Here is a 19,568-nt window from a genome sequence, read left to right on the forward strand (position 1 = left end):
AGCGCAACCTTGCCATGGTTGATGTCGCGAGTTCGACTCTCGTTTCCCGCTCCATCTTAACTTCAAATTTTAAAATTCCTTCCGTTTCGCTCGCTTTTGAAGCACAAAATTTCGATATGAAAGCTTTGAAATGAAAATTTTAGTTTGCGTAAGCGGCGCGAGTTTTTGCGAGATCGGGCTTGATCTGCTTAAATTTCTTGCCAGCTCGCCGCATGAAATTCACGCCGTACTTACGCAGGGCGCGCGCCGCGTCCTGCGCGCCGAAAGCGGCATAGACGCGGACGAGGTCTTAAAATCCGCGGAATTTAGGAGCGTAAAATTCTATCCCGACGACGATCTGGGCGCGCCGCCCGCTTCGGGCTCATTCGGCATTGACGCCACAATCTTTGCGCCCTGCTCTATTGGCTCTTTGGCTAAAATTTACGGCGGGCTTTGCGACAGCTTAAGCACCCGCGCCGCTGCAGTCGCGTTAAAAGAGCACAAGCGGCTGGTTCTTGGCGTACGTGAGATGCCGCTTTCTGCGATCAGCCTGCGTCAGATGAGTGAGCTAGCCGCACTCGGCGTCATCATCGCTCCGCCCGTGATCGCAGGCTACTGCGGCGTGCAAAATTTAAAAAATTTCATAATCGGCAAGTGGTGCGACGCGCTGGGCGTGCAAAACGAGCTATTTAAAAGGTGGCAATAATGCAAAACTCAAGAAAATGTATCTATCCGGGCACTTTCGATCCTATCACGAACGGCCATCTGGACGTCATCAAGCGTGCGCTAGGGCTTTTTGATGAAGTCATCGTCGCAGTCGCGCTAAACGAGAGCAAAAAGCCCTACTTCAGCCTAAAATCCAGACTAGAGATGGCGCGAGCCGCGACACGCGGGCTTCGTGGCGTGAGCGTGCAAAGCTTTGATAATCTGCTCGTGGATTTTGCTAAATCTTGCGGCGTGCGCTTCGTTATCCGCGGACTCCGCGCGGTTAGCGACTTTGAGTACGAGCTGCAGATCGGCTATGCAAACGCCTCGCTATGGGAGAAATTTGAGAGCGTGTATTTGATGCCGACGCTCAAAAACGCCTTCATCTCAAGCTCGATTGTCCGCTCCGTTTTGAGCCACGGCGGCGACGTTTCGCACCTGGTGCCGAGCGAAATTTTAAAATTTTTGAAAAAATGAGCTTGCAAGCTACTGAAATTTAGCCCGCAGGTGCGGCTAAATTTAAAATTTGTAAGCTGCACGGGAGATAAAAATGGATGAGATAGAAAGACTGCGAACGTTTTTAAAAAGCGTGAGAGATGAATACAAAGCCTTACATAAAATAGCCGAAGCGCAGGTCGTAAGTAGGCGCTGGGCGTCTGGTAGCTATATCAATTTAGAGCCGTTTTATTTCGAATATAACCGCTTCTTTAAGGGCAAAATTTTAAAAGCTAAACCAAAAAAGATCGCAAATGCCTACGAATACGGCTTTGACGCGCGAGATCGCGTCGTTTTTGAAAGACAACATGACGACAAAAAATCTTCCTGGGATAATTTGTATTTTTGGGGGCGGGACGAAGTTTTAAAATATCACTTCGGCTGCTATAATAAAAAATGCTCAAAATGCTTCTATATAAAAAGATTTGTCTATGAGGGTGGCGTGCTAAAGTCCATCTACTCGGCCTTTGACAACAACGCCTATGGGATAGAAAATTTTACTTACGAAGGCGGCAAGCTCGCACAAAGACGAGAGTATGTAGAGCACCCTCGCGCAGGCAGAAGGAATGACGTAACAAACTATGAATTTGACGCAATGGGCGAGCTAAGCTTAATAACCGAAAATGGTTATGTGCGCTATCAAAAGCCCGATAAGAATATGAGCTACAAAAAGCTCTATGAGCTCGCCGCGCAGAGGCTGCTGCCAGCGATTAAAGAGACGATCAAAAAGCATGCGCCAGACTGCAAGCTCTACTGCATAAATTTAGCTTGCGACAATAGGAGTTTGCCGCCAATCATCGGATTCGGCTCGCAAGAACAGCGCGCGCAGTGGCTTGCACGAAAGGACGGCTGGCTTCTTTGGCTCGTTCCTGATTACGAGTTTCGAGCCGAGGTCGAAGTAGACTACGAAACGGCGAAAATTTTCGATCTTTTCAATCAGGAAACGCAGCTAAATGATAAATATGCGCAGGCTAAAAAGCTCATTTGGGGGTGCGTGAAGCAGCTTAAAGCAGATCTTGGCGAATTTGCGCTCGATATGACGGAGGATTTTACGATCACGGCTACCGATTGCGATCTTGGCGATCTGAGGAAAGATTTCATAGCGATAAATCCCGAGCCGATAAACGTATAGGGCAAAATTTAAAATTTCATTGTCACGGTTTTATCATCGCGCGCAGCACTCACCCACCCCAATGCGCCCCACTATGCATAACGCCGCCCTGCTCCGCAAAAGCGCCGCCCTTTCCATCTAGCGCCATCCGCTTCGCAAAGCACATATCCTGCTATGTATAATGGCTCCCTACCTCGCCCGACGCGTCATCATATCCGCACGGCGTGCCGTCTTTACCGACCGGCGCTCCGCCCGGTAGATGTCCGTAAGCGCAAATTTACTCGCTCGCTGTTATGCGACACATCCATTCGAGCGCTAAATTTAACCGCGAGCCGTGCCGCAAAGAATAAGTGTTTAGCAACAAAGCGCCCGATAAAATTTTACGCCTAAAGATCAAAAGCGGCTCGGACAAGCTCGCGCAAAAGCCCGATTTTAAGACGAAATTTAGCGCCCGTCTGTTTAAAAAAGCCGCTATTTAGCTATAAGCTTGTAAAATAGCGCACAAATTTAAAGGCGAAAAATGTATGTAATATTCGAAGGTATCGACGGCGTGGGCAAAAGCACGCAGATAGCGCGGCTGGCGGCGGCTTTTCCGCAGGCGATCGTGACCAAGGAGCCCGGCGGCACAAAGCTCGGCGAAGCGGTGCGAAGCCTCGTTTTGGGCGAGGATTTTAAGTGGCGGCGCGGCAGCGTAAATCTGCGCGAAGCCTGCGGCGAAATTTCAAAGCGCGCCGAGCTGCTTTTGTTCCTCGCAGACCGCGCCGAGCACTACGAGCGCGTGATAAAGGGCGGTGCGGACAGGCTCGTGCTAAGCGATCGCGGCTTCATCTCGGGGCTTGCCTATGCGCTGGCAAATGACGAAAACGCGGATCTTAGCGAGCTTATCGCGCTTAATAAATTTGCACTTGGGGGCAAATTTGCAGATAAAATCGTGCTGTTTTCGGCGGACGAACAGCTCGTCATGCGGCGGCTTAAAACGCGCGCTAGCAGCGATATAATCGAAGCTCGCGGGCTTAAATACCTAATGCGCGTGCAAGATCTTATGGCGCGGGCATGCGCGGCGTGCGAAGTTCAGACTCTGCAAATCGACGCCGCGCAATCCGAAGAAGTGATCTGCGATCAGATAAAAAATTTCATACTTTCTTAAAATTTTAAGGCGTGAAATTTTGCCGCGGGAATTGATTTCTGAGGCTTGCCGTGAAATTTTAACTATGGAATTCCGCCCATAAAATTTCATCTCCAAATTTCGTAATAGAATTTTGCAGTAGAAGTTTTGGCAAAATTTCATGGGCGGAATTTGTTTTATAATTTCGCAGCAAAATTTAGCCACGGAATTCTGTCTTAAAATTCCGCCGCAGACCAAAAAGCGCAAAATTTCATAAGCGAAATCCCGCGCGGAATTTTAATCCACAGATTTGCAGGCGGAATTCCGCTTAAGCTTTAGATTAAAAGGATAATGATGAAGACATTAAAGTTCGTTTTGCGTAAGGTTTTTAAATTTATATTTCTGTTTTGGGTAGTCATAAGCTCGCTTTTGGGTAGCTATATTATCGCGGATAAATTTTTCGGCCGCACCGTCGTGGCCTGGACGCTCATCCGTGATTTTAGCAGCGCTTCGCTGGATCTGAAGGATTTTAGCATCAGCGCCCGCTTAAGAGCTACCACTATCGGCGGACGATCATGGCGCGACGAGCGCGAACCTGAGCCCGACTTCTCGGACGACAACTCGACCGGCGCCCCGTATGAACTAAATATAAAATTTGAGCACGTGAGCGCGCCCGGGATCGTGCTGAAAAACATCAAGCTCGAGCAGGTGCAAAGCGGGCGTGTCGTTTTTGAAAAAGATGAGCTAGAGGTGCCGATAGAGATGGGCTATAGCGGTTACAAAAGCGGCGAATTAGAGATACCGGGTCTCGATTCTGCGCATGTCAAACACATACTGAGCGCCGAAATATGCGTGCCTGACGGCACTTGCACGAAGTTTGTGCATTATTTCTTGCCGTACAGGCACGTAGAGGGCACAGCGGCTCTGCGAGGTATCTTTTAGCCGCGAAAGATTCGGCGTGAAATTTTAAAACATAAAATTTACGACGGCATGGGTTAATTTGGCGAAATAAACGAGTAAATTATCAATGCCTGCAACGCGGTATGGTTTATTTGCGTGGCAGGATTTTGCCGCTCGCCAGGAATTTGTGATTTCGCGGCGCATAAAATTTATAACGCAGCGTGAAATTCTGCCCGGCAAAAATTTATGCCCTATTCCGGCGCCGATAAATAAATCTGCTAACAAATCCCGCGAGGCTACAATCTATTAATATGATAAATTTACAGTGCAGCGATTGAGTATAAAATTTTGAAATTATCGGCAAAAATATCATAATTCAAAAAGTGCGTTACATATTATAAAATGCGCTTTGTTATCATTCGCTCTTTTATAATTTTCAGTATTTTTGCTAGCCGTTTTAAAAACGCTTTGCAAAATTTAGAGCTAGATTAAAGCTTAAAATGCGCCTATTACGTATTTTTCGACCTATTCAAAATTTTATACTTCTTAAAAACCAAAATTTCAAGTATTTAAAATTTATCCCTAAATTTAAACTGCAATTTAATTAAACATTAAAAATCTTTGTATTATTATTCGCCGCGTTAATAATCAATTCTATAATCATTAAGTAAGGAAATATGAATGTTTAGAAGATTCTCTCTCTCTCTCTATGCCTCGCTGCTCTTTTATGGCTCGCTTTACGCGGAAGAGCCGACCAACTCACAAGAATTAGGAACTATCCAGGTAACCGGCAATGTCGATTCGCAAAGCGTAGCCGAGCAAAAGGTCGGCGAAACAAAAACCACCGCGCAGACTATTAAGAAGCAGCAGATCACCGATAGTAGAGACTTGGTGCGATACCAAACCGGTATCACAGCGGTCGAGACGGGCAGATTCGGCGCTAGCGGATACGCCGTTCGCGGAGTGGACGAAAACCGCGTGGCTATCACGGTGGACGGGCTTCGTCAAGCGGAGACTCTAAGCTCGCAGGGCTTTAAAGACCTCTTTGAGGGGTATGGAAATTTTAATAACACAAGAAACGGCGTAGAGATGGAAAATGTCAAAACGGCCAATATCACCAAAGGAGCCGATTCCATAAAAGCAGGAAGCGGCGCACTCGGCGGATCGGTTATGTTTGAAACCAAAGACGCTAGGGATTTCTTGACGGAAAAGAATTACCATTTCGGCTTTAAACAGGGCTATCAAAGCGTCGATAGTCAAAATTTTCACTCCTTCACCGGTGCAGCTAGATACGGCTGGTTTGATCTTTTGGTTATAAACACCGATAGACACGGTCATGAAAGAAAAAACTATTTCTACGACATATATGATAGTAAAGAGGACAAACTTCATATAGGAAAAACTCGTGAAAAGGCAGACCCATATACCATAACCAAAAAAAGCACACTCGTAAAGGTAGGGTTTCAGCCAGGCGATGAGAATAGATTTTCCGTTGGGATAGACGATTATAAGCTAAATTCTGACGGTGAAGATTTTTCTTATACATTAAGACAGGGTTTTCGTCCAAATGCTCCAGAAGTATATGGAGATAGGACAAACCACGATAGCTCAACCAGAAGAAACGTGCAATTTGCCTATGAAAATTTTAGCGAGACGCCGCTTTGGGATCATGTTAAAATTTCATATTCAAAGCAGAGTATTAAAAACCGTGCGATAAACAGAGAGGGCTGCCAAGGAAGTGCTTGCCAGCAAACACAAAATCCATCGGGAATGCATCTAAATGAAAACTCAAGTGGATATGATCTCGTAGATAAAGATAATAAGCCACTTAGTGTCGATCCTACTCCTGGTGGTTGGCAAGAGGGCGCTATTAGAGATGGTTCTGGCAATGCGCTTTCCCGTTATTCCGATTATACAATCAAAGATGGACTTTATTTAGATTGTTCCAAAATAGATTGCAATAAAAAATTTAAAGTATTGAAAGAAACATACGATGGGGATACTTGGGATTATAACTATGAATTGGTAGAAAGAGAGATAGAAAAACATACTCTTCCCGACGGAAGGGTTTACGGAACTATAAAAAAAGATTCCAGCGATGCAGACGATATGACGAAAGAACATAAGTTATTTTTTCTAACTCCGTATACAGATGGCTATAATCGTATAATATATTCCGATAGGACATTAGAGACCAATACCCAGCAATTAAATTTGGATTTTGAGAAAGAGCTTAACCTATTTAACGTCATTGATAACTCCATATCATACGGCGGGCTTTTTGATAGAACAGATAAATCCATGATCAATAGAGACGGATTTTATGAAGGAAATTCGCAATGGTGGAATGATATATTTTTTGGCAAAACAGCCAAGGGAGTAATAAATCCGGATTGGAATAGGCTTGGAAGATTAAGAAATAATACTACTGACATTAACACCTATCTGATTCCGGTGCAAACTACGACTACGGCGGGTTATATCGGGGATGAAATTCAAATCACCAAATATGTAGGCTTTGATCTTGGCTACCGCTACGACAAGGTAAAGCATAAACCAAAATATACAGGCTATCCCGAAGTGCCAAGGGGTATGATAATAGGTCTTTGGGTGCCCTATCCTTATAATCCTTTTGACGGAACCGGAACATATAGCTATAAATCCTCTTATGGAGAGGAAAATTATCAGCAAAATTTAAAATTCCTGTTAAGAGAGAAGGAATACAAAAGCGGCTCATATAAACTAGGTCTAAATTTAGACCCGCTGGATTGGATGAGAATACAGCTAAAAAGTTCTAAAGGTTTCCGCGCTCCGACATCGGATGAGGCATATATGACCTTTAAGCATCCGGACTTTTCTATCCGTCCAAATATCGACCTGGAAGCCGAGATCGCAAGGACAAAAGAAGTCGCCCTTACCTTTTATAGCGAGAGAAGCCGCATAACTTTCGATGTTTTTAAGACGGATTATAAAAATTTTATCGATCTTGAATTTTTGGGAAATTTACAGGTCGTAGATCAGCAGATACCGTATCCGTTTTATCAAAACGTAAACCGAGATAGCGCCAAAGTTCATGGATTTGAGATAAATACCCATCTGGAGCTCGGCGATGTATCGGAGAGCCTGGAGGGATTTAGGCTGGGATATAAATACAGCAAACAAAAAGGCAGAATGTCGTGCGCCAGCAACGCCTCAAACGCCAATAATTCAAACTCCGGATGCAGCAGGGGCGAAGAGGTGCCGATGAATGCGATCCAACCGCCTACTTCCGTCTATAATATCGGCTATTCTACGCCCGGCGACAAATATGGCATTGATCTTTTCATCACCGACGTAGGAGCCAAGAAGCGCAAAGATACCTACAATATGTATTGGAAAAGCCAAGTCGAAAGAACGGATCCGTATTGGGGGCACATCGATGCTTCTATAGTAAACGGAGAGCCCGTAACCGATAATACCAAAGGTTGGCGAAGCGGTGATTATACGGTAGTGGACGTTATTGCTTATGCAAAGCCGCAAAAAAATTTTAACTTTAGTCTAGGCGTTTACAACCTAACCAACGCCAAGTATATCACTTGGGATAGCGCGCGCTCGATCAGGGCTTTTGGAACGGTCAATATGATCGATCAAGCGACGGGTGCGGGCATCGGTAGATTTTACGCGCCACGCAGAAATTTTAGATTTAACTGGGAGATAACGTTTTAGGTCTTGGGTATGTTTCGATCCAAAATTTAAAACGAATTTTGGATCGAAGGCTCGATTTGATCGAATTGAGCCCTGCTTTGCAATTTACGCTTTAAATTTATATCCAATGAGCCTTTACAACGCAAGAGCAAGATCGCTTCGTATTTTTGGCATTTCGATAAAATTTTTAGCGATATAATTTTCGCCGAACGGTAACATTTTGCGTGTGCATTAAATTTGTATATCGCCGCTTTCGTTTATGCGGTTTTGGCTCAGAACCTACCGCCGTGCGGTATAAATTTTACATTTCTATCGATAAAGCCTTTTTTTATTAAGGTCAAAGGCAAACTTTCATATCACCTAAATTTGCTCGCCGTATGATCCTAATAAAGACGAGTTAGAAGCACCGAAGACATTTGACAACCGCACGCAAAAACTACGGCAGCTGGATGAGACCTACGATAAGGCGCACAAGACGATGCTTAAATACAAATGATTTTTTATTTATGCGTTAATACGCGGAAAAATAAAGACAAATTAGCCTCTATTTTTCTCGATTTCATATAAAATTTTGATTTTTTTACAAGCTCTTTGCAAGATGCAGAACCCTAAGGCAATATATAATAAAATGGACAACTTACTAATGCCGTAAAACCATATGGGAAACGTTACGATTAAAAAAACTATTAATATAAAATCCCAAATTATAGCTAGAACCTGTTTCACTCTCATATAATTTGAATACTTAGCTAAAATCGAAATATGCGTTATGCTGGGCGACTCAAGGGAAAGATAACAATACGTTACCTCGACTATATCGCCGTTATCAGCAAACCATTGATCGGGATAGTCGAAAAATCTTATTCCTTTTACCTCAAATGTTATATACAGTCCGTCTCGCCCCCAGTCTGTTTCTAAGTTTTCCATTTTACCGATAATTGTGAAAAATTTCAATTCACTTGAAGCTTTCTTTTTTAAATGCCACATTATTTTCCTCCAAATTTCGGTAAAATTTCGTAAAATACGCGCTACTTTCTGTGGCGTTCGCGCTAAAATTTTAATTTTTGCACACTCGCGTTAAGATAGGCGAGAAGTCCTATCAAAATCAATGTTACAACACGCAATCATAGAAATTCGCTAAAACCGGGCAGCGTATGCGAAAACGCACGCCCTTAATCTCAAAAAGCGCGAATGTGTCGATACTTTTCGCAATGTATGGACGCTTAAATTTTCGATTCTGCTCGTGATTTTACTTTTAGCTTCGGATTTTGGCAAAAGATTCATATCTATAGTCCGTGCGCAAAATTCGCCACCGAAAGGTACAGCGGATTAAAATGCATAGAATTGTAAAGTTGAGCTTACTTACGATAATGTTTAAAGTTCCGTCCTGCGCGAGCTAAATTTTATATAATTTTAAAATCGAGCCGAACCCGAGCATGCGTTCGATCCCGGGGATTTTTTATGAAATTTCAAAATTTTAAATCGCTGCTTTAAACTAAAATTTTTAAATTTCCAAATTCTCACACGCCATAGAAATTCAAATTTCGCAAATTTAAAAATTTGAATCGGGTGTGCAAATTCGGCACAAATTAAAACTCTGTAAATTTTAAATTTCGCTCGAATGCAGCGCAAATTTAAACATTAAATCTAAAGTGCATCACGTCGCCGTCTTGCACGACGTAGTCCTTGCCCTCAAGGCGCATTTTGCCCGCTTCTTTCGCCCTACTCTCGCCGCCGCACGCGATAAAATCATCAAATCCGATCACCTCAGCTCTGATAAATCCGCGCTCAAAGTCGTTGTGGATCACGCTCGCGGCCTTTGGAGCCTTCCAGCCCTTCGTGATCGTCCACGCGCGCACCTCCATCTCGCCTGCGGTAAAGTAGCTGATGAGGCTGAGCTTTGCGAAGGAGCGCTTGATGATGAGCTCCAGCCCGCTTTGCTGCGCGCCCAGGCTTTGCAGCATCTCGTGCGTCTCCTCGTCGCTTAAGCCTATCAGCTCCTCTTCGATCTTGGCGCAGAGCTTGATCACCTCGGCGCCGCGGGCGTTTGCGTATTCTCTTACGTGCGCGACATATTCGTTATCTTGCGCGATACCGTCCTCGTCCACATTGGCGCCGTAGATTACATCTTTGGCGCTAAGCAGGCGCAGCTCGCGATTTAAAGCGACGTAGCTTTCGTCCTCTTTGAGCGCAAAATTTGAAGCAGGCTTACCGTCGTTTAGATGCGCCAAAAGCTCGTTTGCCACGGCTAGCGCCTCTTTAGCGCCCTTTTGATTTGCTTTGGCTTCCTTGCCGAGGCGCTCGATCTTGCGACCAAGCTGCTCGATGTCCGCTAAAATTAGCTCGGTTTCGATGATCTCGATGTCGCGGATAGGATCGACGCAGCCTTCGACGTGGGTTATGTCGCCGCTTTCGAAGCAGCGCACGATATGAAGGATGATCTCGCACTCGCGGATATTTGAAAGAAATTTATTCCCCAGCCCCTCGCCCTTGCTAGCTCCGCGCACGAGACCCGCGATATCTACAAACTCAATAGTCGAATGCACGATGCGACCGGGCTTAACGATCTCCGCCAGCTTCCCTAATCTGGCATCGGGTACGGGCACGACCGCTTTATTGGGCTCGATCGTGCAAAATGGATAGTTCTGCGCCTGTGCGTTTTGTGCGCCGCTAAGCGCGTTAAAAGTCGTGGATTTACCGACGTTCGGAAGCCCTACGATCCCTACTGAAAGCCCCATCTACGCGTCCTTCAGCTCTTTGGCTAGAGCCTGCAAGAAATATAAGTTTGCTCTCACGCCCGCGCCAGTCGCGCCCGCTGCGTAATAGCCCCACGCCTTTTCCAGATACGCAGGCCCCGCGATATCAAGGTGCAGCCACCTGTCTTTATACTCGTCTTTTATAAATTTATCCAAAAACAACCCCGCAGTTATCGCGCCGCCGTATCTACTGGAAGCGCAGTTAGAGACGTCTGCAATACTGCTTTTGATTAGCTCGCGCAGATAATCGTTAAATTCCAAAATGCTAAATAGCTCACCGCTGCAGCCGCTAAGATCTTTAAATTTACGCTTTATCTCCTCGCTGTTTCCCATTATGCCGCTCGTGTATTCGCCCAGGCCCACGACGCAAGCGCCGGTTAGCGTTGCCATATCGATTAGCAGATCGGGGGCAAGATCCTGCGCGTAGCTTAGGCAGTCGGCAAGCACGAGCCGCCCCTCTGCGTCGGTGTTTCGCACCTCGATACTCACGCCGCTGCGGCTAAGCAGCACGTCGTCGGGTTTATACGAATCGCCGCCGATCATATTTTCAGTAGCGCCGATAACCGCGTGTATCTCAAACGGCAGCTCAAGCTCGGCAGCGCCCTTGATGATGCCCATCGCGGCAAGCGCGCCGCTTTTGTCGCTTTTCATCGTAAGCATATAATCGGCAGGCTTCAAACTTAGCCCGCCGCTGTCGTAAGTAAGCCCTTTGCCGACGAAAACGACGCGCTTTAGGCAGCACTGCGGCTTATAGATCAGATGGATTAGGCGCGGCGGATGAGCGCTGGAGCGATTGACTGCCAAAAACGCATTCATATTCTGCTCGCGCAAAAAGTCCTCGTCGTAAATTTTAACGCTCACGTCGTCGTAGTTCGAGGCTAAAATTTCAGCCTCGCTCGCCATCTTTTCGGGCGTGTAAATTTCGGGGATCTCATTGACGCCGTCGCGCGCAAAATTTGCGGCATTTGCCATCACGGTGCCCTGCTGCACGCCGTAGTTCATCTTTTGCACGTCAGGCTTAGCTCCGCTATACTCTTGCGTCGAGATTAAAATTTCATTCAAGCTAGAGCTTTTTTTATCGCTTTTGTATTTGTTAAACTCATAGCCGCCCAGAAGCACGCCTTCAACCATCGCCATCGTGCTTCTGCGGTCGCATCCGCATTTGTAAAAGGCGATTTTAAAATTTTTAATCGCGTAGCCCTTAAGCGCGTTATATGCGCTCGCAAGCGCCGCTCGCAACCTATCGAAACTAAGCTCTTTGATCCCCACGTACAGCCGTCCGCTCTCGGCAAGAAGCAGATTACCCTCCCCTTTGTAATTAAAAAGCGCAAACTTATCCGCGTCTTTAATAAATTCGTGATTTAAATTTTTATCTACGATTAAAATAACTTCAAAATCCGCCTCTATCTCGTTAATTTTACGATCTAGCAGTTTTACTTTCATCTCGTTCCTTTCGTGAGTTCATAAAGTGATTTTCCATACGTTTAAATAACCTAAAAAATAGATATAAAATCCCGCCTATGATAGGTATCGCAAAATACCAGTGTTGCTCGATTAGCCGCAGCCCGCTCCAGATCTCCTCGCCGAAATACCACGCCAAAACCATCGTCGCACCCGACCAGCACCAAGCGCTAAAAAGATTGATAATCGCAAATTTCTTTGCGCTGTAGCGAGTGATGCCGATACTCATCGGGATGATGACGCGGAAGCCATACATATAGCGCTGCATTAAAATTATCGGCCAGCCGTAGCGTTGCAAAAGCAGGTGCGCGATCGCAAATTTTCGGCGCTGTGCCGCGAGCTTTTTACTGATATATTTTTTATTGTAGCGACCGATATAAAAATAAAACTGATCGCCGCAAAATGCCCCAAGACCCGCGACAAAGATACCTAGCGGCAAATTTATATGTCCCTCGTGCGCCATTATGCCGCCTAAAATCAGTGCGATTTCGCCTTCTAAAATACACCAAACAAAAAGCACGATATAGGCGTATTGGTGGTATTCTTGTAATAAATTTTTAAGTAGCTCTTCCAAAATCACGCCTCTAAAACGCAATAAACATTTGTGCGTCGCGAAAACTCGCCTAGATCGTTTAACTCACGTAAATTTAGCAAAAAGCAGGCTTCAACGCACTTAGCCTGCGTCTGCGCGATGAGATCTAATGCCGCTCGTGCGGTGCCTCCGGTGGCGATAAGATCGTCGATTAGCAACACCTTGGCATCTTGCACGCCGGAGAATGCATCCACATGCATCTCGACCTGATCGAAGCCGTATTCAAGGCTGTATTTTTGCGAAATCGTGATATAAGGAAGCTTCTTTGGCTTTCTAATTGGCACAAAAGCAACCCTCAACCTCGCAGCAAGTGCCGCTGCAAAAATAAATCCGCGACTTTCTATGCCTACTATGTAATCAAGTCCGTAATCAGCGTAGCGCTCGGCTAGATGATCAAGCAGGAAATTAAACGCCTCGCGATCGCCTACGAGCGTCGTGATATCGTAAAACAAAATACCGGGCTTTGGGAAGTCGCGCACGGTGCGGATCGAGCGAAATAAATAGCTTTTTTGCTCGTTGCTTAGACTTTTCATAGCTTACCTCTTTTCAATCTTGCGTTTTGGATTTTTAAGCTGCAGTTTTCGCTCTCCTCATTTTGCAGGGCCTCAATGCCGAAGCGAAGGGCAGTTTTGAGCTTTTCGTTATCGCTTTTAAGCTTTGAAATTTTCTGCTCGCTTTTACGAAGAAGGGCGTAAATTTTAGAATTTTTTCGGATCGATAGAATAAGTAGTGCTGCAAAAAATAGCGCTAAAACACCCAATGCTACGCTCATTGCTCGCCTCCTTTATTTGAATTTGCAAAGCGCATAGTAACGGGAGTCGCGCTGAAATAGACAGAATTTAGGCTTTTAAAATACGCGCTAGAAAGATTTGCTCCCTTTAAATTCACGCTCGCAATAGCAGAATTCTCATCTTTTAAACCTGCACTAGCGCAATTTGCGTTTTTTGGCTTAACGTTCATGCAGACGGAATTTGTAGTCTTGAAATTTATAATTGTGGGGTTCAAACCGACAAAATCTTTGTGGCTAGCTTTTTGAGCGAAATTTTTCTCGCAAACACTCTCGCGCGTAAAATTTAACGTAGAATTTGTGCTAGTGGAATTTTTATCTAGCGGATTTTTCTCATTAAAGATTATCTTTGCGTGCGTAGAATTTAAATTTATATGATGTGCACCACCAAAGCTTATCAAAGAATTCTCGCCGGTAAAGAAGGAATTTTTATCGTTAAAGCTCCGTGCAAAATTTGACGCGGAATCCGTGCCGATGGGATTTTTGTCGGAAGGATTTTTACCACCGAAGCTTAATTTGGAATTCCGCCCATTTAAATTAGCGCCATAGCTTTGTTCCGTAAAATTTTGAGCGGAATTCTGCATGAAATTCTCCCCATCAAATCCATGCGCGCAATTCGAACTACCGCAAGCGCCTAGCTTTGCGACGCGCTTAATGTGCCTACCGCCCGCAAAATCGGTACTAAAAAATGCCCTAATCATATCTCCGATCACCAGCGCGCCCATCAATCGCTCGCCGAAGGCTAGGACGTTGGCGTCGTTGTGCTCTCTAGCTAGTCTAGCGCTCGTCGCGTCATGACACAGCGCGCAGCGGATGTGAGCGTGGCGATTTGCGGCGATGCTGATACCGATGCCCGTACCGCAAATCAAAACGCCGTAAATGCCGTAGTCGGTGGAATTTAAAATTTTATCTTCGCTCGCATTAGGGCTTACGGCTGCATTTACGCAGGTAGTCATGCTTCCGCTAGCGTTAAAATTTTGACGACTAGCGTTTTTAACAGCGTTAAAATTTTCATTTTTCCCGCTACATTGTACGGCGTCGTTAAAATTTCCGCTACCGTTTATACTCGCGCTGGAATTTTCGCTGCCGCTATTACCGCCTGCTTCGGAATTTTCCGCGGCTGCAGCGGAATTTATGCCGTCGTTTTCTTTAAAATTTTCACTTCGCGCACAAGCTTCACATTCGGCTAAAATTTTATCCGCCAACGTGCCCGCAAAATCGGGATAGTCCACGCTCGCTTCGGCACTATGCGTGCCAAGATCGACCGCTTCGTAACCTAAAGTGGCGAGCGCTTTTTTGGCTTGCTCTTTGGCACGAAAGCCCGCGTGATCGCTCGCTATGAAAATTTTATTTATTTGCATTGCCGCTCCTTATTTTTGCTCATAGATTAGGCTCTCGTCGTTTTGCAAGGTATCGACGAAGCGTCCGATTCGCTCCCAGCGGATCTTGCGATCGGCGTCAATACTAAAATAGGTAAACCATGGCTTGCCGACGATCAGACGATAAGGTACCGGACCCCAGAAGCGGCTATCGGCGGAATTATTTCGATTATCGCCTATCATAAAATACTCATCCTGCGGCACTTTGATGTAAAAGGCATTGAAGCTTATCCCCGCAGCTTCGAAGCTATGAGGAATTTCACTTAAACTAATGGGCTTCATAGAAAATTCACCCTTCTCAAGTGCGATTTTGACATTTGTTAGCATTGAGTTTCTAGCATTAGGGTCGTAGTGAATGCCCTTAAATTTATACGGCTCTTTGACATATTTTTCGCCACCTAAAATCACAATATCGCGAGCATCATAGTTCGCGGCAATGAACTCATCTCCTTCATGCGGACGAAGGTAGAAATTATTCAGATCAAATATTACCTCGTCGCCGCCTACGGCAAAATTTCGCTTTACAAAGTGCATTTTTTCATTAAGCGGATAGCGGAAAACCACGATGTCACCGCGCTTCGGACCCTCGCCACGGATGATATGCCCATCTCCGTCGCTATCAGGAGCTACCTGCCACTCCACAAAGGGAATATGCGGGGTCGGGATGCCGTAGCTAAATTTTTTAACGAATAAAAAATCACCCTCCAAAAGCGTAGTGCGCATCGATCCGCTGGGGATCACGAAGGCTTGTGCAACAAAAAGAATGACGAATAAAACGACGATGACCGTCCCCGTCCAACTTGATAAAAAGTGATAAATTTTGCTTAGTATTTTCATTTAGGCTCTTTGTCTTAAGCGATTTTTCGCCGATTTTATCGTATTGCTAAGAAGCATCGCGATCGTCATCGGCCCCACGCCTCCGGGCACTGGAGTAATTAGCGAGCATTTTGGTGCGACCGCATCAAAATCGACGTCGCCTCTTAGTTTGCCGTCGCCGCCGCGATTGATCCCCACGTCGATCACTACCGCGCCTTGTTTTACCATATCGGCGCCCACAAAATGCACCTTGCCGACCGCGGCAACCAAAATGTCGGCGTCTGCGCAAAGCTGCTTTAAGTCTTTCGTCTTGCTATGAGCGATAGTGACGGTGGCATCGGCATTTAGAAGCAAGCTCGCCATCGGCTTTCCGACGATATTACTGCGACCCAGCACAACGGCATTTTTGCCCGCGATCTGCACGCCGTATTCCTCAAGCAGGCGCATCACGCCAAGCGGAGTGCAAGGCACAAAACCGTCTGAAAGCCCGCTAGTAAGCTTGCCTACGTTTATCGCGCTAAATCCGTCCACGTCCTTTTGCGGACTTATTTTTTCTAAAATTTTATTCGTATCGATATGCCTTGGAAGCGGCAGCTGTACCAAGATGCCGTCGATGCCCTCATCCTCGTTTAAATTTTCTATCAGTTCTAAAAGCGCCGCCTCGCTCACGTCAGAGCTCAAGCGGTGCGCTACGGAGCGGATCCCACAGGCGGCGCAGGCTTTTTCCTTGCTCGCGACATAGGTCTTACTAGCCGCGTCCTCGCCTACCAAAATCACCGCCAGTGCGGGCTCTACGCCCTTTGCGGCAAGATCCGAAGCGTCCGATTTGATCTCCTCTTTTACCTTCGCGCTTATGCTTTTGCCGTCGATTAAAGTCATTTAAAGCCTTTTTGAAAAATAGGGAATGTTACCCTAAAATTTATAAAATTTAGATTTATTTAGCGGGATTTTATGGGAATTTGAAAGAATTTTAAAAAGAATTTCGTCCTGCTCAAATAAGCCTAAATTTTATCGTCATTATAGACGGATGGACGCCTTGTCGCCGCTACATTCAAGTTGCAACGCTGCTAAGGCTTGTATTGCGGGCTTGAGAGCTTTTGTCCACGAATGAGCAAGAACTACAATGTTTCCATTTTTTCGCCTTTAAACGCTCCGTATCGTGCCCGTTACGCAATATACGCTATGCATAATAGTAGCCTGTATAATGGTGGCCGGGCGTCTTATTTTGCTCTGGTTTTGGGACATCTTGCGGTCCGCTCCTAGAGCAGCTGCATAGAAACAGCGCCGCGCACAGAAACAAAACGATCTTTTTCACCATAGATCCTTTCAAAATTTTTATGATTTCATCTTTGAGTGGTTTTGAAATTTTACAAAATTTAGAAAAGCGCTCTAAAAATTTGCTCCACTTTGGAATTTAAAATCTTGAATAAATTTGAACGACCAAATTTATTCAAGATTTAGGCTCCATGTAGCTTACAATCTCACGAAAAAATCAAAATTCTGGCGATGCAAATCGTATTTAGTGCAATTTTACGCGATACGCGCTGTGCAAGATCGCGTAGCTTCTGTCTTGCGCGCCGAAATGCCGCGCAAGACACAGCCGCGCCGCTTTAAATTTCAAAATTTAGTTAAATTTTAAGCGCCGCATTTAAATTTACTCGTTGCGCAGTGTTTGCAGCACGTCGATTTGCGTGGCTTTTTTGGCCGGATACCATGATGAAAGCGCCACGATAAGCACCGCGCCGATTAAAATCATCGCCAAATCGCCTAGCGAGAGCTCCATCGGCAGCTTCGAGCTTCCGTAAACGTCAGCCGGTAGATTTACGATGTCGAAGCTTCCGAGCAGCCACACGCCGAATAAGCCCAAAATGAGCCCGAATATGATGCCGCCGCCGCCGATCGTGGCTCCGAGCGCGAAAAAGGTCCTTTTAACCTCCTTTTTGCTGGCGCCCAGGCTAAGTAAAAGCGCGATCTCTTGGCGACGGTTCATCACGGTCATCAGAAGCGAGCTTACGATATTTAGGCTCGCAACCAGGATTATTAGCATCAGCACGATGAAAAGCGCGCGCTTTTCAAGCGCAAGGGCGCTGAAAAAATTGCCGTTTTGCTGCCACCAACCCACGACGCTAGCACCGCCGGGGAGGCTTTTTTTGATGCGCTCCAGATCCTTAAACGGATCGTTTGAAAAAACATGCACGCCGTCGAATGTCCCCTCGTCATAGCCCAAAATTTTGGCTAGATCGCTCGCGTCCGCGTAGGAATACGCCTTGTCGTAGGCGATCAGCCCGGAGCTAAAATCCGCGCGCACGTCAAAGCGTTTCATCTTAGGGATCAGCGCAAAGCCGCCCGGATCGCTCTTCGTAAAGATCATCGTGATCTTGCTGCCCTCATCCAGCATAAACTCGTCCTTGATCCCGCGTCCTATCATGATGCCGTAGTCCGTTAGATTGGCGTCTTTGGCGCCTGCTGCGACGACGGAGTTGATGCGCTTTTCGTCGTTTAAATTTACGCCGAAAATCAGCCCGCCCTCGAGCTTCTCGCCGCTTTTGGCGATAACTTGCGAGCTAATATACGGGCTAAAGATCAGATCGGGAAAGTCCGCCCGCAGCCCCTCCACGTCGTCTTTTGAAATACCGCCGCGAAAGTGGCTGTGGATCGTGATCGGGTAGTTCATCGTAAAGAGCTTGCGCTCGAACTCCTTATCAAAGCCGTTCATTATCGCCATCGCAACGATCAGCACCGTAAGCCCCACGCCCACGCCCAAGAACGCAAGCAGCGCCGAAAGCGTAATGAAGGGCTGAGAGCGGTCGAATCTGAGATATTTGAATAATAAATACTTTACCAAAAAGCCGTCCTTGTAAAATTTCACATAAAATTTAGCGCTAAATTATATGTGAAATTTTAAGTATTTTGGAATTTTAAAATTCCAAAAACAGGCTCCACGCCTTGGAATACTAAGTTTTAACTAAATAGAATTCTACTTAGGTGTGAACTATAATTTTAAACACTCTTAAAATGTTTCAAATCCCAACGGGACAAAATAAAGTTAAATTTAAAGATAGTGGAAAATGAGCCTTAACTCCCAGCGGGATAGAATTCTACTCTATTGTTTCTTGCACTTTGCTTGATTGCTAGCCGGTTTCAAACCGCAGCGAGTTTTAAAAATTTAAAATCGCGCTGCAATCTATTTTTATACGTAATAAATTTACTCCCAATAGATAAGAGATATCGGATACGACAAATCAAACAGACCTCTTTACCAAAACTTTGAAATTTTAAACCCGAATTCTAAATTTTAAAATTTCAAACGACTCAAAATTTCAAAATTTTAGAAATTTAAAACTTTTTTAGAATTTTGAAATTCTTAAAATTTAAAGGCGGAGTCTGCTTGCAAGCTCGCCCGCGTCGCATAAATTAAAAATTTCAAATACGCGCAATATCCTAGCCGCGTATTAAATTTAAGTATCACGCGCTGATTGGCTTACGTTTTGCCGCACGGCGCACCGAGACAGCGCTATGAAAAATATGCAACAAAGCATCAGGCACGCTTTGAAATTTTAAAATTTCAAAGCTAAAATTCCGCCCCATCGCGCAGCTTTGCACGCCGTCTGCACTGCCTAGCGATCAAGCTCTTTTAAAATTTCCATCCGCGCCGCCTCGCGATCAAACTCCCCTTTAAAATTTTTATGACGCCTTTCGCCCTCGACCGATCCGCCAAATACAAAAGCAAGGTCGAGAAGCGCCAATTGCGCAATGCTTGCAATCGAGATCACTGATCGTGCGATACTTACGACCGAT

Annotated in this window: 18 protein-coding genes and 2 pseudogenes; 7 read left to right on the top strand and 13 right to left on the bottom strand. The window is 45.5% G+C overall.

Annotated elements, in window-relative coordinates; all coding sequences use genetic code 11:
- The first annotated feature begins 130 nt into the window (after window positions 1-130).
- The 7 genes from Q0224_RS04630 (at window position 131) to Q0224_RS04660 (ending at window position 8,000) form a co-directional block, all read left to right on the top strand.
- Window positions 131-685 (top strand): UbiX family flavin prenyltransferase, encoded by a 555-nt coding sequence (locus tag Q0224_RS04630; protein WP_297949483.1) that lies wholly within the window; start codon window positions 131-133, stop codon window positions 683-685.
- Window positions 685-1,161: a pantetheine-phosphate adenylyltransferase gene (gene coaD, locus Q0224_RS04635; protein ID WP_295151818.1), complete on the top strand. Its 477-nt coding sequence runs from the start codon at window positions 685-687 to the stop codon at window positions 1,159-1,161. Before Q0224_RS04630 ends, coaD begins: the two co-directional genes overlap by 1 nt.
- A gap of 73 nt (window positions 1,162-1,234) precedes the next feature.
- Window positions 1,235-2,311, top strand: coding sequence for a hypothetical protein (locus tag Q0224_RS04640; RefSeq protein WP_297949484.1), 1,077 nt, complete (start codon window positions 1,235-1,237; stop codon window positions 2,309-2,311).
- 329 nt (window positions 2,312-2,640) lie between these two features.
- Window positions 2,641-2,769 carry a hypothetical protein gene (locus Q0224_RS04645; RefSeq protein ID WP_297949485.1) on the top strand — a complete coding sequence of 43 codons (129 nt, stop codon included), beginning with the start codon at window positions 2,641-2,643 and terminating at the stop codon, window positions 2,767-2,769.
- A gap of 41 nt (window positions 2,770-2,810) precedes the next feature.
- Complete coding sequence (gene tmk / locus Q0224_RS04650; protein ID WP_297949486.1) at window positions 2,811-3,437, top strand: dTMP kinase; 627 nt, start codon at window positions 2,811-2,813, stop codon at window positions 3,435-3,437.
- 312 nt (window positions 3,438-3,749) lie between these two features.
- Entirely contained in the window at window positions 3,750-4,337 is a 588-nt protein-coding gene (locus Q0224_RS04655; RefSeq protein WP_297949487.1) for a hypothetical protein, read from the top strand.
- Window positions 4,338-4,976: 639 nt separating this feature from the next.
- Window positions 4,977-8,000 carry a TonB-dependent hemoglobin/transferrin/lactoferrin family receptor gene (locus Q0224_RS04660; protein WP_297949488.1) on the top strand — a complete coding sequence of 1,008 codons (3,024 nt, stop codon included), beginning with the start codon at window positions 4,977-4,979 and terminating at the stop codon, window positions 7,998-8,000.
- Window positions 8,001-8,516: 516 nt separating this feature from the next.
- Here the strand turns inward: Q0224_RS04660 and Q0224_RS04665 are convergent.
- The 13 genes and pseudogenes from Q0224_RS04665 to Q0224_RS04725 all read right to left on the bottom strand — a co-directional run bounded on the left by Q0224_RS04665 (window position 8,517) and on the right by Q0224_RS04725 (window position 19,516).
- Window positions 8,517-8,966 carry a hypothetical protein gene (locus Q0224_RS04665; RefSeq protein ID WP_297949489.1) on the bottom strand — a complete coding sequence of 150 codons (450 nt, stop codon included), beginning with the start codon at window positions 8,964-8,966 and terminating at the stop codon, window positions 8,517-8,519.
- A 647-nt stretch (window positions 8,967-9,613) separates the two neighbouring features.
- Window positions 9,614-10,717, bottom strand: a complete 1,104-nt coding sequence (gene ychF, locus Q0224_RS04670) for a redox-regulated ATPase YchF (protein ID WP_297949490.1) — start codon at window positions 10,715-10,717, stop codon at window positions 9,614-9,616.
- A complete protein-coding gene (locus Q0224_RS04675) occupies window positions 10,718-12,178 on the bottom strand; it encodes a leucyl aminopeptidase (protein ID WP_297949491.1) in 1,461 nt (486 codons plus the stop codon).
- The gene (locus Q0224_RS04680) at window positions 12,153-12,770 is read right to left on the bottom strand and encodes a DedA family protein (RefSeq protein ID WP_177388946.1); all 618 of its coding nucleotides are present in this window, start codon (window positions 12,768-12,770) and stop codon (window positions 12,153-12,155) included. The genes Q0224_RS04675 and Q0224_RS04680 overlap by 26 nt, the downstream gene beginning before the upstream one ends.
- Window positions 12,771-12,772: 2 nt before the next feature.
- Complete coding sequence (locus Q0224_RS04685) at window positions 12,773-13,321, bottom strand: adenine phosphoribosyltransferase (RefSeq protein WP_005870566.1); 549 nt, start codon at window positions 13,319-13,321, stop codon at window positions 12,773-12,775.
- A complete protein-coding gene (locus Q0224_RS04690; protein ID WP_297882774.1) occupies window positions 13,318-13,560 on the bottom strand; it encodes a hypothetical protein in 243 nt (80 codons plus the stop codon). Before Q0224_RS04690 ends, Q0224_RS04685 begins: the two co-directional genes overlap by 4 nt.
- Window positions 13,561-14,207: 647 nt before the next feature.
- Window positions 14,208-14,453: pseudogene (locus Q0224_RS04695) on the bottom strand (RpiB/LacA/LacB family sugar-phosphate isomerase); the annotation flags it as partial.
- Window positions 14,454-14,771: 318 nt separating this feature from the next.
- Window positions 14,772-14,936: pseudogene (locus Q0224_RS04700) on the bottom strand (RpiB/LacA/LacB family sugar-phosphate isomerase); the annotation flags it as partial.
- 9 nt (window positions 14,937-14,945) lie between these two features.
- On the bottom strand, window positions 14,946-15,791 hold the full coding sequence (gene lepB, locus Q0224_RS04705; RefSeq protein WP_297882772.1) for a signal peptidase I: 846 nt from the start codon (window positions 15,789-15,791) through the stop codon (window positions 14,946-14,948).
- Window positions 15,792-16,649 carry a bifunctional methylenetetrahydrofolate dehydrogenase/methenyltetrahydrofolate cyclohydrolase FolD gene (gene folD / locus Q0224_RS04710; RefSeq protein ID WP_297949492.1) on the bottom strand — a complete coding sequence of 286 codons (858 nt, stop codon included), beginning with the start codon at window positions 16,647-16,649 and terminating at the stop codon, window positions 15,792-15,794.
- Between the two features lie 301 nt (window positions 16,650-16,950).
- Entirely contained in the window at window positions 16,951-17,085 is a 135-nt protein-coding gene (locus Q0224_RS04715; protein WP_297949493.1) for a hypothetical protein, read from the bottom strand.
- Between the two features lie 339 nt (window positions 17,086-17,424).
- Window positions 17,425-18,615 carry an ABC transporter permease gene (locus Q0224_RS04720; RefSeq protein WP_297949494.1) on the bottom strand — a complete coding sequence of 397 codons (1,191 nt, stop codon included), beginning with the start codon at window positions 18,613-18,615 and terminating at the stop codon, window positions 17,425-17,427.
- A 772-nt stretch (window positions 18,616-19,387) separates the two neighbouring features.
- On the bottom strand, window positions 19,388-19,516 hold the full coding sequence (locus Q0224_RS04725; RefSeq protein WP_297949495.1) for a hypothetical protein: 129 nt from the start codon (window positions 19,514-19,516) through the stop codon (window positions 19,388-19,390).
- Between the last annotated feature and the right edge of the window lie 52 nt (window positions 19,517-19,568).

The sequence above is a fragment of the uncultured Campylobacter sp. genome (assembly GCF_938002845.1).
Lineage (GTDB): Bacteria > Campylobacterota > Campylobacteria > Campylobacterales > Campylobacteraceae > Campylobacter_B.

Coding starts and splice junctions, on each gene's coding strand:
- Q0224_RS04685 (WP_005870566.1), bottom strand. CDS start 13,321: ATGAAAAGTCTAAGCAACGAGCAAAAAAGCTATTTATTTCGCTCGATC.
- folD (WP_297949492.1), bottom strand. CDS start 16,649: ATGACTTTAATCGACGGCAAAAGCATAAGCGCGAAGGTAAAAGAGGAG.
- ychF (WP_297949490.1), bottom strand. CDS start 10,717: ATGGGGCTTTCAGTAGGGATCGTAGGGCTTCCGAACGTCGGTAAATCC.
- Q0224_RS04640 (WP_297949484.1), top strand. CDS start 1,235: ATGGATGAGATAGAAAGACTGCGAACGTTTTTAAAAAGCGTGAGAGAT.
- lepB (WP_297882772.1), bottom strand. CDS start 15,791: ATGAAAATACTAAGCAAAATTTATCACTTTTTATCAAGTTGGACGGGG.
- Q0224_RS04630 (WP_297949483.1), top strand. CDS start 131: ATGAAAATTTTAGTTTGCGTAAGCGGCGCGAGTTTTTGCGAGATCGGG.
- Q0224_RS04665 (WP_297949489.1), bottom strand. CDS start 8,966: ATGTGGCATTTAAAAAAGAAAGCTTCAAGTGAATTGAAATTTTTCACA.
- coaD (WP_295151818.1), top strand. CDS start 685: ATGCAAAACTCAAGAAAATGTATCTATCCGGGCACTTTCGATCCTATC.
- Q0224_RS04690 (WP_297882774.1), bottom strand. CDS start 13,560: ATGAGCGTAGCATTGGGTGTTTTAGCGCTATTTTTTGCAGCACTACTT.
- Q0224_RS04655 (WP_297949487.1), top strand. CDS start 3,750: ATGAAGACATTAAAGTTCGTTTTGCGTAAGGTTTTTAAATTTATATTT.
- Q0224_RS04660 (WP_297949488.1), top strand. CDS start 4,977: ATGTTTAGAAGATTCTCTCTCTCTCTCTATGCCTCGCTGCTCTTTTAT.
- tmk (WP_297949486.1), top strand. CDS start 2,811: ATGTATGTAATATTCGAAGGTATCGACGGCGTGGGCAAAAGCACGCAG.
- Q0224_RS04675 (WP_297949491.1), bottom strand. CDS start 12,178: ATGAAAGTAAAACTGCTAGATCGTAAAATTAACGAGATAGAGGCGGAT.